Source organism: Mesorhizobium sp. M1295 (genome assembly GCF_040318135.1).
GTDB lineage: Bacteria > Pseudomonadota > Alphaproteobacteria > Rhizobiales > Rhizobiaceae > Mesorhizobium.
On record NZ_JAMYLU010000009.1, the window covers coordinates 128,047 to 142,929 of the forward strand.

Here is a 14,883-nt window from a genome sequence, read left to right on the forward strand (position 1 = left end):
GCGGCCCAGACTCCATCGACGCTCCGGAAAATTTGAATTATTCTTCGCCACGGACCTCTTGCCTGCAGGCGGCTCCCAGCGGAGGAAGATTTCGCTAGGGATTTGCCGGTATTGTAAGGGGCAATGTAGGATTTCGGCAGCCGCATTCGTCCTCCGGACGAAACAGCGCTGCGAACAGTTCGACAGCACAAGGCCGCGTAGGAGTATTTCATGGCGCCCAGGGCAAGTTGGAAAGGTTACCTCAAGCTCAGTCTGGTCAGCTGTCCGGTCCGGCTCTATCCGGCGACCAGTGCCAGCGAGCGCATCAGCTTCAACCAGCTGCACAAGAAGACGCACAACCGCATCAACATGAAGCCGGTCGACCCTGAACTCGGGTTGGTCGAGCGTTCGGACCTGGTCAAGGGCTACGAATACGAGGACAAGCAATACATCATCATCGACGATACCGATCTCGACGCGGTGCGCATCGAATCCAACCATACGATGAACATCGAGGCCTTTGTCGACGAGCGTTCGGTCGACGTCATCTACCAGGACGCGCCCTATTACCTGGCGCCGGATGGCGCAATGGCCGAGGAGACCTTTGCCGTGTTGCGCGAAGCGATGCGCAAATCCGGCAAGCTGGCGATCGCCCGCCTCGTGCTGTCCAGCCGCGAGCGCGTGGTGACGATCGGCGCGCGCGAGAACGGCATGTTCGTCTGCACCTTGAGGAATCCGAACGAAGTGCGTGGCACGGCTGAATATTTCGGCAATATCCCGGCCGGAAACCCCGATCCGGAAATGCTGCAATTAGCCGAAGCGCTGATCAAGCAGAAGGAAACCACCTTCGACCCGAAGAATTACGAGGACCGCTACGAGATCGCGTTGATGACGATGATCCGCGAGAAGCTCAAGGGCCACAAGCCTATCATCGCGGCGGCACCTGAGCGCGGCAACGTCATCAATCTCATGGATGCGCTGAAGGCGAGCCTGTCGCAGTCGGCCAAGCCACCGGCCAAGTCGAAGAGCAAGGCCGATGAAACAGCCAAGCCTGCGGCGAAATCCGCCAAGGCCGGCGCTGGCGCGGCCAAGGAAAACCCGCTCAAGGACAACCTTCTCAAAGCCGTCGGCAAGAGCAAGGCGTGACGGCTCTTGCCGGCACGGTCTTCGGCATCGTCGGCGCGCTGGCGGCCTTTCCGCTCAGGCTGGCGGCGCGCGAGGTCGCGCGCCAGCACGGCCAGTTGCGGCGCGGCGTCACTCGGCGCACCACGCATGTCGTGTTGGGCCGCATGTTGCTCGCCAGGGCCGGCGACATCGAGATCGAGCGCCGCGTCGCTGCGGAACGTGCAGCCGGGCGCAGGCTGGTCAGCGAGAACGGCTTCCTGCGGCTGCTCGGGTTGATGAAGGCACCGGAAGCCTCGACGCTGTCGCGGCAGTCGCTGATCGATCAGTCGCGGCTGACCGGCGCCGATCTCGACCTTTTGTCGCTGTTCGACGCCTTCGAGCATGATTGCGAACCGTATTCCTTCCGCGACCTGATCCTCGCCCGCAAATATGCCGGGCTGGTCGCCGGCGGCGCCTCATGGGGGGCGATCGTGCGGTCGGTGCATCGCTCCGGCCCGATCGCCTCGCTCACCGCCAAATCGCTGAATGTCGGCTCGCAGCACGGGCGGGCCGACGCGATCTATCTCGAGGGCGGCCAGAGCGAAGTCAACGGCCAGCTGCTGTTCGATCTGGGAACGCAGGATGACGACACGCTGGAAGAGCTGTTCGCCGATGCCGAGGCGGCGGAAGAGGCTGAAGACCACGAGCAGGCCGCGGCACTCTACCAGCGCTGCCTAGCCATCGACCCGAGCGATGCCATCGCCGCCTTCAACCGCGCCAACTGCCTGCGCGCCTCCGGCCACGCGGCCGAGGCGGCGCACGACTATGCCCGCGCCATCAAGTGCGACCCGGTGTTCGTCGAGGCATGGTTCAATCTGGCCGGGCTGATGAGCGAAGAGGGGCGGGTGGCGTCGGCTCGGCGGCATCTGCTGAAGGCGATTTCGCTAGATGCGAAGTACGCCGATGCGGTGTTCAACCTTGCGAGGCTGGAGTTCGACGCCGGCAATCTAGCCGAAGCGCGGCGGAACTGGGCGCGCTACCTCGAACTCGACGCGGATTCCGAATGGGCACGTATGGCGGCCAAGGGTATCCAGTTCGTCGATTTGCAGCTGGCGCGGATGTCGGCGGGTTAGGGCTTCATTTGGTCGCGCTTGAACACCCCCCTCTGTCCTGCCGGACATCTCCCCCGCAAGGGGGGAGATCGGCAGCTTCTCCTTACCGCCCGCCTTCCAACGTTGGTGATTGGCGAAAGCGATGGCGACCTCCAATCTCCCCCCTTGCGGGGGAGATGGCCGGCGGGACAGAGGGGGGTGCGAAGGAACTCGGCCTTCATCTGCGGGCCACCCCATGACGACCTTCCTCTTCGATGGCCCCGACACTGCCCCAATCACCATCTTGCTCGCCCACGGCGCCGGGGCGCCGATGGACTCTGCCTCGATGACCGCGACGGCAAAAGCGCTGGCCGAGGCCGGCTTCCGCGTTGCGCGCTTCGAGTTCCACTACATGGCGGCCCGCCGCTACGGCCATCGCAAGCCGCCGCCGCGCGCCGAGACGGTTAACCCGGAATATATCAAGGCAATCGCCGATCTCAGGGCGAAGGGCGTGAAGGGTCCGCTCATCATCGGCGGCAAGTCGATGGGCGGACGCGTCGCTTCGATGATCGCCGACGAGATGTTTTCAAAGGGCGAGATTTCAGGGCTGCTGTGTCTCGGCTATCCCTTCCATCCGCCGGACAAACCGACGCAGCTTCGGACAAAACACCTCGCCGACCTCAAGACGCCGACATTGGTCTTCCAGGGCACGCGCGACGAGTTCGGGACCAAAGACGAGGTCGCGACCTATGCTCTGTCCGACGCAATCGAGATCTTCTGGCTGGAAGACGGCGACCATGATCTGAAGCCGCGCAAAAACATCTCCGGCTTCTCCACCGCCGATCATCTGAAGACGCTGGCTGATGCAGTGAAGGCGTGGACCGAACGGATCGTGCGCTGAAGCAGGCCGATGAAGATCGCCACCTTCAACGTCAACAACATCAACGGCCGGCTGCCAAACCTGCTCGCATGGCTGGCCGCCGCCAAACCCGACATCGCCTGCCTGCAGGAGCTCAAGGCCAGGCAGACGCAGTTTCCGCGCACCGCGCTTGCGGCGGCCGGCTACGGGGCGGTGTGGGTCGGGCAGCCGACCTGGAACGGCGTCGCCATCCTTTCGCGTGGCTCGGAGCCGGTGCTGACCCGCGAGGCGCTGCCCGGCGACGACGGCGACCAGCAGGCGCGCTACATCGAAGCGGCGGTCAACGGCATCGTCGTCGCCTGCCTCTACGCGCCGAACGGCAATCCGCAGCCCGGCCCGAAATTCCAGTACAAGCTGGCCTGGCACGAAAGGCTGGAGACGCATGCGGCGCAGTTGCTCGACACCGGCCTGCCGGTGGTGCTGGCCGGCGACTACAACATCGTGCCCGAGCCGCGCGACATCTACCCGACCCGCTCCTATGACGACAACGCGCTGGTGCAGCCGGAAAGCCGGGCATCGTTCCAGCGGCTGCTCGACCAGGGCTGGCTTGATGCGCTGCGCAAGAAGCACCCGACGGAGACGCTCTACACATTCTGGGACTATCGCCGCAATCGCTGGCCGCGCGATGCCGGCCTGCGCCTCGACCATATCTTGCTCAGCAAGAAGCTGTCGCGCCGGCTGGTAGCGGCGGGCATCGACCGCGACGTGCGCGGCGAGGTCGGCGCCAGCGACCACGCGCCGGTCTGGCTGGAGTTGAAGTGAGGCACGAAAGCTGGCGCCGCCTTTCCGGGCGGCAACCAGTCAGGTTGGCCGCGCCGCTTCGCGGGCGAACGCCTCGATCAAAGGGGCGTATCCCTCAAGGTCGGGCTGAGTAGCGAAACTGTAGGTAGCGGCGGTCGAAGCCCAGGGCAGCTTTTCCGAAGTGAAGACTTCGACGAAGGGCACGTACCAATGGTGCTCGTCCAGCATGGTCGCGCGCACGTTGACAAGGAAATCCAGGCCATGCGGACGCGTGAACATCCAGTTCTTGCAGTGCGGGCAATAGAGCTGCCGGTGCGGGCCGTGCAGGCCGCCGACCACCGGCTCGCCTTGCGTTATGGCGAAACCGTCGCTGGGCACGGCGATGGTCAGGGAATACGCGCTGGCGCTCAGCTTCTGGCAGCCGGTGCAGTGACACGCCGTCGTCAGCAAGGGCGGCGCGCTGATGCGAAAGCGTATTCCACCGCACAAGCAACCGCCGTCCCAAGGTAGCTTCCAATCGTCCATCGCTGGCCTCGCCTTAGCCTCTGCCAGCGATCTAGCGCGCGACCGCCAAGCTGCAATCTCACCCTTGAGGGTCCCAGAAGGGAGGAGATCGGCAGCTTCACGTCCTTCCCCCAGGAATCGTGAACACCACGTCGGCGCGGCCGTAGCCGCCATCGGCGACCTCCTCGATCAGCACCATCGTGTAGGGGCGCACGCCTTCGCCGAACATCTCGACGAACAGGGCTGTGGTCTTGTGGACGAGGTCCTCCTTCTGTCCGGCGGACAGCGCGCGCTCAGGCACCTTGAAATTTGCAAACGGCATGATGTCGGTTTCCTGTTGGTTGTTGGAGGTAAAGTCAGACCGTGCCACCATTGGCGCGCAGCACCTGGCCGTTGACCCAGCCGCTGTCCGGTCCGGCGAGGAACGACACCACGCCGGCGATGTCGGCGGGCTGGCCGAGCCGCCCGAGCGGGATCATCCTGGTGATCGTCTCGACCAGTGCCTCGGACTTGCCGCCGAGGAACAGATCGGTGGCCACCGGCCCCGGCGCCACGACATTGACGGTGATGCCGCGCGGCCCGAGTTCCTTGGCCAGCACATGCGTCATCGCCTCGACGCCGGCCTTGGTGGCAGCGTAGACACCGTAGCTCGGCTGGTAGAGCCCGACCACGCTGGACGAGAAGCTGATGATGCGGCCGCCCTCGCGCAGCCGCCTTGCGGCCTCGCGCATGCCGCGGAAGACGCCGCCGAGGTTCACCGCGATCTGCTGCTCGAAACCGGCGTCGTCCGTCTGCGCGATCGGCGCGAGCTTCATGATGCCGGCATTGTTGACCAGCACGTCGAGGCCACCAAAGGCCTGCTCGGCTGCGTCGAACAAATGCGCCATCCCCTTGGGATCGCCGACATCGGCTTGAACTGCGATCGCCGTGCCGCCTGCCGCCTCGATCGCGCGCACCACGCCTTCGGCGGCTTCTGCGCCCCTGGCATAGTTGACGACGACCGAAAAGCCGTCGCGCGCCAGCCGCCTGGCAATTTCGGCACCGATGCCCTTCGAGGCGCCGGTTACCAGTGCCACCTTTCCATTCCGCGTAATCATGTCAGCTCTCCAAAATTTTTGTCGACTGAAAATAGGTGATAAATCTTGCGGGATAATCGCCCGGGACTTGCCAACACCATTCGGATATGGCGAACAATGGCGATGGACAGTCTCGACCGGATGCGCCTGCTTGCCCGTGTGATCGAGCGCGGCAGCTTCACCGCGGCGGCCGCCGATCTGTCGATGTCGCGATCGACCGCCACCGAGGCGATCAAGGACCTAGAGGCGCGGCTGGGGGTGAGGCTGCTCGAACGCACCACGCGCCATGTCACCCCGACGTTGGACGGCCAGGCCTATTACCAGCGCTGCCTCGCCATCCTTGCCGATGTCGAGGATGCCGAGGCCGGCTTTCAATCGGCGCAGCCGCAGGGCCTTTTGAGGATCGACGTGCACGGCTTCATGGCCCGTCATTTCATCCTGCCGCGGCTCTCCGAGTTCCTCGACCGCTACCCCGGGATCGACCTGCATATCGGCGACGGCGACCGGCTGGTCGATCTGGTGCGCGAGGGCATCGACTGCGTGCTGCGTTCCGGCGAACAGGCCGACAGCGGCATGATCGTTCGGCGGGTGGCAACATTGCGCGAAGTCACATGCGCCAGCCCCGCCTATCTCGAAAAGCACGGCATGCCGGCAACCCCCGACGGTCTCGAAGGCCATCTTATGGTCGGCTTCCGCTCGTCGCGAACCGGTGAGGTCATGCCGCTCGAATTCACCGTCGGCGGCGCGTTGCGCTATGTCGGCCTGCCCAACCGGGTGACGGTCAACGGCTCCGACACGATGGCGGAGCTGGCGCGCCTTGGCTTCGGCCTGGTGCAGGCGCCGCATTACCGCTTCGCCGGGGATTTCGCACGCGGCACGCTTGTCGAAGTGCTGCCGGAGTACCCGCCGTCGCCGACACCGCTGTCGGCGCTCTACCCGCAGAACCGCCAGCTCGCGCCGCGGGTACGCGTGTTCATCGACTGGGTGACCGGGATTTTTGGCGAGGATGGGACATCGGGCCGGGTGTGAAATGCACCGGGGCCGCCGGGCTACTTTGCGAAGGGCCGCGATACTTCACGCCCCCCTCTGTCCTGCCGGACATCTCCCCCACGAGGGGGGAGATCGGCGGCTTCAACGGCGGCGCCGAGCATCCTTGACCCACCTACCACCCACGCTATGCTCGCATCCATGTCAGGGACCAGCCCCGCGGCCACCGCACCGCTCATCGTGATCGACCTTCAGACCGGCATGTTCGACGGCGTTGCCGAGCCGCCGATCCATGATGCCGACGGCATGGTTGCCCGGACCCGCGCGCTGATCGAATGGGCACGGCGCAGCGGGCGCAAGGTCGCTTTCATCAGGCACGACGGCCCGCAGGGCGATCCTCTGGCGCCGGGTGAGCCGGGCTGGCCGGTGTGGCCGGCGCTTGGCCAGGCCGAGGACGAGCCGACTTTCGCCAAGCGTGTCGGCGATGCGTTCAGCAATGCAGCCCTTGCAGAATGGGTGGCCGGGCAGGGCGCCGGCGAGGTCGTTCTCATCGGCGCGCAGACCGATTTCTGCGTGGCGGCCACGGTGAAGGGCGCCTTTGCAGCGGGCCTGGGCGTCACGGTGGTTTCCGACGCCCACAGCACGCTCGACGCCGCCAGCGAGACGGCCGCGGAGATCATCGCCCGGCACAATGCGGCATTTGCCGCCACCGGGGTTAAACTGGTGACGACAAAAGCCCTGACCGATAGCTGATCCGCCGGCTCATCCCTACGCCGTCAAAGCCTGATCCAGCCGGGAAGAAACTGGCGGGTTCAGACAATTTGGCGCGGGGCACCTCACCACTTGCGGGCTTCCGCAAGCGCGGCCTATCGCGTATTGGCGCGGGAACGCTCCTTTGGCCTTTCCCGGAAAACCATGATTCGTCTCGAAAGCATCAGCAAGCAGAACGGCAGGCAGATCGTCTTCATCGAAGCTTCGGCCGCCTTGCAGAAAGGCGAGAAGGTCGGGCTGGTCGGTCCCAACGGCGCCGGCAAGACGACGCTGTTTCGCATGATCGACGGCGAGGAGCAGCCTGACGAAGGCCAGGTCTCGGTCGATCGCGGCGTCACCATCGGCTATTTCAGCCAGGATGTCGGCGACATGTCCGGCCGCAGCGCCGTCGCCGAAGTGATGGACGGCGCCGGGCCGGTGAGCGAAGTGGCGGCCGAGATGCGCGAGCTCGAGCACGCCATGGGCGACCCTGACCAGGCCGACCAAATGGACGAGATCATCGCCCGTTACGGCGAGGCGCAGCATCGTTTCGAGGAGCTCGACGGCTATGCGCTGGATGGGCGCGCCCGCGAAGTGCTGGACGGGCTCGGCTTCAGCCAGGAGATGATGGACGGCGATGTCGGCAAGCTGTCCGGCGGCTGGAAAATGCGCGTGGCGCTGGCCAGGATCCTTTTGATGCGGCCCGACGCCATGCTGCTCGACGAGCCGAGCAACCATCTCGACCTCGAAAGTCTGATCTGGCTGGAGCAGTTCCTGAAGAACTATGACGGCGCGCTGCTGATGACCTCGCACGACCGCGAGTTCATGAACCGCATCGTCAACAAGGTGGTCGAGATCGACGGCGGCTCGCTGACCGCTTACTCCGGCAACTACGAATTCTACCAGCAGCAGCGGGCGATTGCCGACCGGCAGCAGCAGGCGCAGTTCGAGCGCCAGCAGGCGATGCTGGCCAAGGAGATCGCCTTCATCGAGCGCTTCAAGGCGCGGGCGTCACATGCCGCCCAGGTGCAGAGCCGGGTGAAGAAGCTGGACAAGATCGACCGTGTCGAGCCGCCCAAGCGCCGCCAGAAAGTGTCGTTCGACTTCCAGCCGGCGCCGCGCTGCGGCGAGGACGTGGTGACGCTGAAGAACATCCACAAAAGCTATGGCAGCCGCTCGATCTACGAGGGGCTGGATTTTCAGGTGCGTCGCCGCGAGCGCTGGTGCGTGATGGGCATCAACGGCGCCGGCAAGTCGACGCTGCTGAAGCTGGTGGCTGGCGCTTCCGAGCCGGATAATGGCACGGTGGCGCGCGGCCCGAGCGTCAAGATGGGCTATTTCGCCCAGCACGCCATGGAAGTGCTGGAGGGCGAGCGCACCGTGTTCCAGACGCTGGAAGACGCGTTTCCGCAGGCCGGCCAGGCGCCGCTCAGGGCGCTGGCCGGCTGCTTCGGCTTTTCCGGCGACGAGATCGAGAAGAAATGCCGCGTGCTGTCGGGCGGCGAGAAGGCGCGGCTGGTGATGGCACTGATGCTGTTCGATCCGCCCAATTTGCTGGTGCTGGACGAGCCGACCAACCACCTCGACATCGCCACCAAGGAGATGCTGATCACGGCACTGTCGCAGTACGAGGGGACCATGCTGTTCGTCTCGCATGACCGGCATTTCCTGGCGGCGCTGTCGAACCGGGTGCTGGAACTGACGCCCGAGGGGATTCATACCTATGGCGGCGGCTATACGGAGTATGTCGAGCGCACCGGGCAGGAGGCGCCGGGGTTGAGGAGCTGAGGCGCGGACCCAGCTCTGCCGCTCGATTCCTGAGGCTAAGCACGAGCTGTTCAGCCGTGTATCGCAATTTCGCGCAGCGGATCGCCGCCGTCGATGAACAGCCGGCCTTGCGCGGTCAACACAGCGCCGAGCCGTTGCAGGGCGATTTTTCCCGCTTCGGAATGACGACCGTCCAGCGCGCCGACGCGCACCGCAACGGCAATGTCGAAGCGCTTCTCGTCGGCCTCCAACTCGAAATCTTCGATCGCGACCTGGCGAAGACTCAACCGGCCTGCCGCAATCTCGGCGCGCGAGGCGGCTCCGGCCTGTGCGATGGCCTTGGCGGAGCGATCGCTCGCCAGCACATGCCCGCCGCCGATCCGGCGCGCGATCTCGCGCGCCGCAGCACCTGGTCCGCACCCGATCTCCAGCACGCGCATGCCCGGCCGCAAAGGCAGCGCGTTGATGATCGCCAAAAGCCTTGGCGACAAGTCGTTCGCCATTCCCTGTTCTCCAGCTTTTTCGCGATCCGAGATTAGCGACCGCGGCCGGCGACGGGAAGAGACGCGGACATCGCCGATGCATTCACCCAGCTGCCGGGTCGAGGAGGGACATGATCAACATCGAAGAGAACTGGTCGGTCGCCTCAATTGCGGCGGCCGAGCGGCCCGGCGTCGTTGACCTGAGGGGTAGGGAGGGACTGGCGCCGAGCCTAACCGGTGGGGGGTAGATTACCGGCCGTTTATGTGTATACGCTCAAGCTAATATAAGAGCAAGCTAATGTTATGCGTCAGCGGGCGGGACGTTGGTTTCTGATCAGTGGACGGCCGCCGCCTCCTGGCCGCGCACTCCAACCGGCCCAACACCGCTTATTGCCTTCAAGTCGTGGCTCCAATGCTGTACCCAGCCCGAATTCAAGGAGCCTCCATGACCTCACATCCCGACATCCCCGACGCCAGCATGGCCGTCGATGCGGCCGGCATGACAGCCGATGACGAGCGTGCCGACGAGGCGGATGCCGCATGGCAGGACGATGTTCGCGAGGGCGTGCGGCACATAGGCGATCTGGATTCCCTGCCGCTGTCGCCTGCCGAGCGCGCGGCGGCCGAAGCCGCGGCCACGCGTCACAAGGTTCGCATTCCCAAGGCCTATCTCGACCTGATCGACTGGAGCGACCCGGCCGATCCGATACGGCTTCAGGTCATCCCGTCGCCCAATGAACTGACGGAGCAGGAGGGCGAGTTCGACGATCCGATCGCCGACCACGCCTTCAGTCCGGTGCCGAGATTGACGCATCGCCATGCCGACCGGGTTCTGCTGTTCCCGACCTATCAATGCGCGGTCTATTGCCGGTTCTGCTTTCGCAAGGAGTCGCTGACCTCGATCGGCCGGGGTTTTTCGCGCGAGGCGCTGGAGCCGGCGTTCGCCTACATCGAGTCCCATCCGGAAATCCGCGAGGTGATTCTGACCGGCGGCGATCCGCTCTCCCTGCCGGACAAGGCGCTGACGGAAATCCGCGCCCGCGTCGAGGCGATCCAGCATGTGCGGCTGTTGCGCATCCACACCCGCGTGCCCGTGGCGCTGCCCTCGCGCGTCACCGGCGGGCTGGTTCAAGCCTTGCAGGGCCGGCTGATGGTCACGGTCGTCACCCATTTCAACCATCCGCGCGAGATCACCGAGGCGACCGAGCGGGCCTGCCGTACTTTAAGGCAGGGCGGCTTCGTGCTGCTGAACCAGAGCGTTCTGCTGAAAGGCGTGAACGACACGGTCGAGGTGCTGGAAGAGCTGTGCCGCGAGCTGATGTACCGCCTTGGCGTCAAACCCTATTACCTGCACCACGGCGATCTCGCGCGCGGCATGGCGCACCGGCGCACCACGATCGCCGAGGGCCAGGCGCTGGTCAGCGCCTTGCGTGCGCGCCTGTCGGGCATCTGCAACCCCGTCTATGTGCTGGACCTGCCGGACGGCGGAGGGAAAGTGCCGCTCGGCCGGTCCTATCTCAAGGCGCGGGACGGGGAGACGTGGCAGATACGTGGGCTTGATGGGGTTGTGAGGGCGTACAGGGAGGTTGCTGGGGAGTAGGGGACGCGGAGCCACCGAACCGTCGAGGTCGCGTTCAGCTTATGTAGTAATGTCCCATATAGATATCATGGTCTAGACAGGACATGTTCGGTTCTGGGAATGTGCATTGGACGTTCCGCTAGTTTAGTCAACTAATATATATCGCCCAACTCATATCGTCGGTTTTGGGCTAGCGGGAAAACCTGCCTCCTGCTTGTACGACGGTGCCTGAGGCCACACTTTACAACCGGCTGGCAAAGCTCCCTTTTGTTGATGTCAGCCTAAATCCGGCTGGTGTTTCGATGCGGCGTTGAGGCTATAAAGCCGTTCAACCGGGCGGCCTTGAGATGCATTTCGGTCGGTCGAGAGGGGGTATGGTGATCGACGGAACGCCAAACGTGATTCTGCTGATCGGCAGCGCCCCCGATGTGGTGCGCTGCGCGGCCTGGCCCAAGCAGGCCTTCGGCAAGATCGTCGCCATCAACAATGCCTGGCGCGTGCGCCCCGACTGGGATTTCCTCGTCCATGCCGGCGATTTCCCGGCGGAGCGGATGCCGCAAGGCGATCCCCTGCAGCAGGCGCAGATCTTCAGCGCCTCGCATTACGCTCCGGCGCAAAACAGCTTTGGCGGCTTCGTCTATGCCGGCGGCACCATGTCGATGACGGCGGCCTACTGGACGATCCACAGCCAGAAGCCCGACGTGCTGGCATTCCTTGGCTGCGACATGATCTACGACCAGCCCGGCAACACGCATTTTTACGGCGTCGGCCGCGCCGACCCTTTGCGCAACGACGTCACGCTGCGCAACCTCGAGGCGAAGTCGGCCCGCCTGCTCACCCATGCGCTCCGGCGCGGGTGCCTGTGCGTCAACCTATCCGACCTGCCGCGCAGCCGGCTGATCTTCCCGCGGCTGACGCTCGACGAGCTCGGCGCGCTGTCTTCCTCGCAGCTTTCGGAAATGAAGGCGGAGATGCTTGCCGGCCTGCAACTCGATCAGGCGGAGGAGGCCGACAGGATCGAGAAGGAACTCGGCTATTTCTTCGAGGACGGCATGTACTGGAAGCACCTCGACAAGCTCGACGAGAAATTCCTGGCCGATATCGACCGGCTGTGGATGGCGGCGGTGGAGGCGAGCCAGCCGAAGCTGCCAATCTCCCCCACGAGGGGGGAGATCGGCGTGGCATCCGCTTAGCTTTTGGCCGCCTCGAGCTTGTCTTGCGTCTTCGTCTCGAAATCGCTGGCGTCATGGCGCTCGTGCAGCTGCATCGAAGGCTCGCCGAAGGTGCGATTGACCATGCGGCCGCGCTTGATCGCCGGCCGGGCGTCGATGGCGTCGGCCCAGCGCTGCACGTTCTTGTACTCTTCCACCTGCAGGAACTCGCCGGAATCATCATACATGCGGCCCTTGGCCAGGCCGCCATACCAGGGCCACACCGCGATGTCGGCAATCGTGTAGTCGCTGCCGCCTAAATACTCGCTTTCGGCCAGGCGCCGGTCAAGCACGTCCATCTGCCGCTTGGTCTCCATGGCGAAGCGGTCGATGGCATATTCGATCTTCATCGGCGCATAGGCATAGAAATGGCCGAAGCCGCCGCCGAGATAGGGCGCCGACCCCATCTGCCAGAACAGCCATGACAGGGTTTCGGCACGAGCCGGCTGCTCTGTCGGCAGGAATTCGCCGAATTTTTCGGCGAGATAGAGCAGGATCGAACCGGATTCGAAGATGCGGATCGGCTTTTCGCCGCTGCGGTCCATCATGGCCGGGATCTTGGAGTTGGGGTTGACCTTGACGAAGCCGCTGCCGAACTGGTCGCCGTCATTGATCCTGATCGGCCAGGCGTCGTATTCGGCGCCGCTGTGGCCGAGCGCCAGAAGCTCCTCCAGCATGATCGTCACCTTGACGCCGTTCGGCGTCGCCAGCGAATAAAGCTGCAGCGGATGCTTGCCGACCGGCAGTTCCTTGTCATGCGTCGGGCCGGCGATCGGCCGGTTGATGCTGGCGAAAGCGCCGCCATTTGGCTTGTTCCAGGTCCAGACTTTTGGCGGCGTATATTGGTCCGTTGTGTAGTCGTTCATGTCGGGAGGCCTTTGGATTGGAAGGATTGGGGATTGGAAGGATTGGGGAGGATCTCAGGGTATCAACTTGGGTGATGGAGGAGGAACTTTGCATAGGACAGCTTCGGATAGCCGTAGGTACAGATAGGGCGGCCGGCGCTGTTGCAAAACCCCGGCGCCAACGGCGAGGCGCCGGTCCACACCAAAGCCGGCGCCGCCTCTTGCGCCTGGTCACCTGCGCCATACCTATAGCCCATATCGGCCTGCGAACCTCATATCAGCCTGCGAACATTGCCAGGAACCAAAGCATGAATATCGAGCCCCTTTTGCGATCCATCGTGGCCGTCCGCGCCACCGTCCCCGAAGACGCCTTCACGGCAGACGCGCTGGGCACCCGCCGCGAAGGCAGCGGCGTCGTCATCCGCGGCGACGGGTTGGTGCTCACCATCGGCTATCTCATCACCGAGGCCGAGGAGGTCTGGCTGGCCGACCAGGACGGCCGCGTGGTGCCCGCCCATGCGCTCGCCTACGATCAGGAATCGGGCTTCGGCCTGGTGCAGGCGCTGGCGCCGCTCGGACTGCCCGCCATTGCGCTCGGTGATGCGTCCAGGGCGAAGATCGGCGATCCCGTCGTGCTCGCCGACGGCGTCGGCCGCTCGGTGCGGGCGCAGATCGTCACCAAGCAGGAATTCGCCGGCTATTGGGAATATCTGCTCGACGAAGCGATCTTCACGGCGCCGGCCCACCCCTCATGGGGCGGCGCCGGCCTCATCGGCGCTGATGGCAGGCTGCTCGGCATCGGTTCGCTGCGCCTGCAGATGAGCCGCAACGGTGAGGTCGCCGACATCAACATGGTGGTGCCGATCGATCTGCTGCCGCCTATCCTCGACGATCTCCTGACGCGCGGCCAGGTCGCCAGGCCGCCGCGGCCGTGGCTCGGCGCCTTCTCGGCCGAGAGCGACGGCAAGGTCGTGGTGATGAGCGTCGCCGAGGGCGGCCCGGCCGCCCAGGCGGGCCTGCGCCAGGGCGACGTCATCTCGGATGTCCGCGACGCGGCGGTCGACGGGCTCGCCGATTTTTATCGCAAGCTGTGGAAGAGCGGCCCGGCGGGCGCCGAGATCCCGATCCGCGTGCTGCGCGACGGCCGCGAAACCTGGCTGCGCGTCAAATCCGCCGATCGCAACAGCCTGCTGTGGAAGCCGCCGCTGCAGTGAGGCAACCGAAACCTCTCACGCTCCGCAAGCGCTGAAGCCAGTGCCTGGGGTCCACTCCGCGAACGGGATGACCTTGCCTTCGACCGATACGGTCGCGCGCCTGGTGGTGCCGTCCGCCAGCTTCTTGCTGCTTTTGCCCTTGCCGGTCAGCACATTGTAGTCGCAGTCGCCGGCAACATTGTCGTCCATGTAATCCCAATATTCGTAGGCGAAACCGGCGACGACGAACGTGCCGTTGCGCCAGGCGAGCGTCAGCGTCTTGTTGGTCCGCTCGCTGCCGATCTCCATCGCCGGAATATAGAGCTTGATCGAGCCGTTGGGGAGCGCGGTGAGTTCGGGCTCGGCGTCGGATGTGGCGGGGCCTGGCCGGTCGTAGTCCTTCCATTCCGCGTAAATCTGTTCATGCACGACCCCGGCAGGCCTGAGAAAATTGCCGTCGCGGTCCCTGAGGAACAAATGCAGGTCCATGGAATAGCCGGGCTCGGTCTCGACGATCATCGCCAGATCGGCGGCGCCATCGCCGTTCCAGTCGCCGGTCGCCGCCGTGATGATCTTCTGGGTCTCGATCGGCTCCGCCAGGGCGGCGGCCGGCAGCAACAGGACCAGACCGAATATTGTCGATCGCATGTAAATC

16 protein-coding genes are annotated in these 14,883 nt (G+C 64.7%); 10 read left to right on the forward strand and 6 right to left on the reverse strand.

Annotated features, from left to right (window positions below; translation table 11 throughout):
* The first annotated feature begins 210 nt into the window (after window positions 1-210).
* From ku to NKH29_RS15005, 4 genes are all read left to right on the forward strand, one after another.
* A complete protein-coding gene (gene ku / locus NKH29_RS14990) occupies window positions 211-1,125 on the forward strand; it encodes a non-homologous end joining protein Ku (RefSeq protein WP_353000005.1) in 915 nt (304 codons plus the stop codon).
* Window positions 1,122-2,216 carry a tetratricopeptide repeat protein gene (locus NKH29_RS14995; RefSeq protein WP_352481636.1) on the forward strand — a complete coding sequence of 365 codons (1,095 nt, stop codon included), beginning with the start codon at window positions 1,122-1,124 and terminating at the stop codon, window positions 2,214-2,216. Before ku ends, NKH29_RS14995 begins: the two co-directional genes overlap by 4 nt.
* 214 nt (window positions 2,217-2,430) lie before the next feature.
* Window positions 2,431-3,075 (forward strand): alpha/beta hydrolase family protein, encoded by a 645-nt coding sequence (locus NKH29_RS15000; RefSeq protein WP_352844587.1) that lies wholly within the window; start codon window positions 2,431-2,433, stop codon window positions 3,073-3,075.
* A 9-nt stretch (window positions 3,076-3,084) separates the two neighbouring features.
* A complete protein-coding gene (locus NKH29_RS15005; RefSeq protein ID WP_352496062.1) occupies window positions 3,085-3,855 on the forward strand; it encodes an exodeoxyribonuclease III in 771 nt (256 codons plus the stop codon).
* Between the two features lie 39 nt (window positions 3,856-3,894).
* Here the strand turns inward: NKH29_RS15005 and NKH29_RS15010 are convergent, their stop codons facing one another.
* The 3 genes from NKH29_RS15010 to NKH29_RS15020 all read right to left on the reverse strand — a co-directional run bounded on the left by NKH29_RS15010 (window position 3,895) and on the right by NKH29_RS15020 (window position 5,435).
* Window positions 3,895-4,359 (reverse strand): GFA family protein, encoded by a 465-nt coding sequence (locus tag NKH29_RS15010; RefSeq protein ID WP_352481634.1) that lies wholly within the window; start codon window positions 4,357-4,359, stop codon window positions 3,895-3,897.
* A gap of 97 nt (window positions 4,360-4,456) precedes the next feature.
* Complete coding sequence (locus NKH29_RS15015; protein WP_292656388.1) at window positions 4,457-4,660, reverse strand: tautomerase family protein; 204 nt, start codon at window positions 4,658-4,660, stop codon at window positions 4,457-4,459.
* Window positions 4,661-4,694: 34 nt separating this feature from the next.
* Entirely contained in the window at window positions 4,695-5,435 is a 741-nt protein-coding gene (locus NKH29_RS15020; RefSeq protein WP_352965372.1) for an SDR family oxidoreductase, read from the reverse strand.
* Window positions 5,436-5,537: 102 nt separating this feature from the next.
* Here NKH29_RS15020 and NKH29_RS15025 point away from each other — a divergent pair, with 102 nt between their 5' ends.
* From NKH29_RS15025 to NKH29_RS15035, 3 genes are all read left to right on the forward strand, one after another.
* The gene (locus NKH29_RS15025) at window positions 5,538-6,443 is read left to right on the forward strand and encodes a LysR family transcriptional regulator (protein ID WP_352788736.1); all 906 of its coding nucleotides are present in this window, start codon (window positions 5,538-5,540) and stop codon (window positions 6,441-6,443) included.
* A gap of 159 nt (window positions 6,444-6,602) precedes the next feature.
* Window positions 6,603-7,154: an isochorismatase family protein gene (locus NKH29_RS15030; RefSeq protein WP_352481631.1), complete on the forward strand. Its 552-nt coding sequence runs from the start codon at window positions 6,603-6,605 to the stop codon at window positions 7,152-7,154.
* Between the two features lie 162 nt (window positions 7,155-7,316).
* Window positions 7,317-8,939: an ABC-F family ATP-binding cassette domain-containing protein gene (locus tag NKH29_RS15035; RefSeq protein WP_352643612.1), complete on the forward strand. Its 1,623-nt coding sequence runs from the start codon at window positions 7,317-7,319 to the stop codon at window positions 8,937-8,939.
* A gap of 50 nt (window positions 8,940-8,989) precedes the next feature.
* On the opposite strand, the gene NKH29_RS15040 is transcribed toward NKH29_RS15035, so the two are convergent.
* A complete protein-coding gene (locus NKH29_RS15040; protein ID WP_352965374.1) occupies window positions 8,990-9,421 on the reverse strand; it encodes an SAM-dependent methyltransferase in 432 nt (143 codons plus the stop codon).
* Window positions 9,422-9,845: 424 nt separating this feature from the next.
* On the opposite strand from NKH29_RS15040, the gene NKH29_RS15045 reads away from it, so the two are divergent.
* Together NKH29_RS15045 and NKH29_RS15050 are read left to right on the forward strand one after the other, a co-directional pair.
* On the forward strand, window positions 9,846-11,000 hold the full coding sequence (locus tag NKH29_RS15045) for a KamA family radical SAM protein (protein ID WP_502911262.1): 1,155 nt from the start codon (window positions 9,846-9,848) through the stop codon (window positions 10,998-11,000).
* Between the two features lie 377 nt (window positions 11,001-11,377).
* Entirely contained in the window at window positions 11,378-12,172 is a 795-nt protein-coding gene (locus NKH29_RS15050; protein WP_353000008.1) for a hypothetical protein, read from the forward strand.
* Here the strand turns inward: NKH29_RS15050 and yghU are convergent.
* The gene (yghU, locus tag NKH29_RS15055; protein ID WP_023718126.1) at window positions 12,169-13,056 is read right to left on the reverse strand and encodes a glutathione-dependent disulfide-bond oxidoreductase; all 888 of its coding nucleotides are present in this window, start codon (window positions 13,054-13,056) and stop codon (window positions 12,169-12,171) included. The two genes, NKH29_RS15050 and yghU, sit on opposite strands and share 4 nt — an antisense overlap.
* Before the next feature lie 287 nt (window positions 13,057-13,343).
* Between yghU and NKH29_RS15060 the strand changes: the two genes are divergently transcribed.
* Window positions 13,344-14,249 carry a S1C family serine protease gene (locus tag NKH29_RS15060; protein ID WP_023718127.1) on the forward strand — a complete coding sequence of 302 codons (906 nt, stop codon included), beginning with the start codon at window positions 13,344-13,346 and terminating at the stop codon, window positions 14,247-14,249.
* Window positions 14,250-14,264: 15 nt separating this feature from the next.
* On the opposite strand, the gene NKH29_RS15065 is transcribed toward NKH29_RS15060, so the two are convergent.
* Window positions 14,265-14,876 (reverse strand): hypothetical protein, encoded by a 612-nt coding sequence (locus tag NKH29_RS15065; protein WP_353000010.1) that lies wholly within the window; start codon window positions 14,874-14,876, stop codon window positions 14,265-14,267.
* Window positions 14,877-14,883 lie beyond the last annotated feature (7 nt).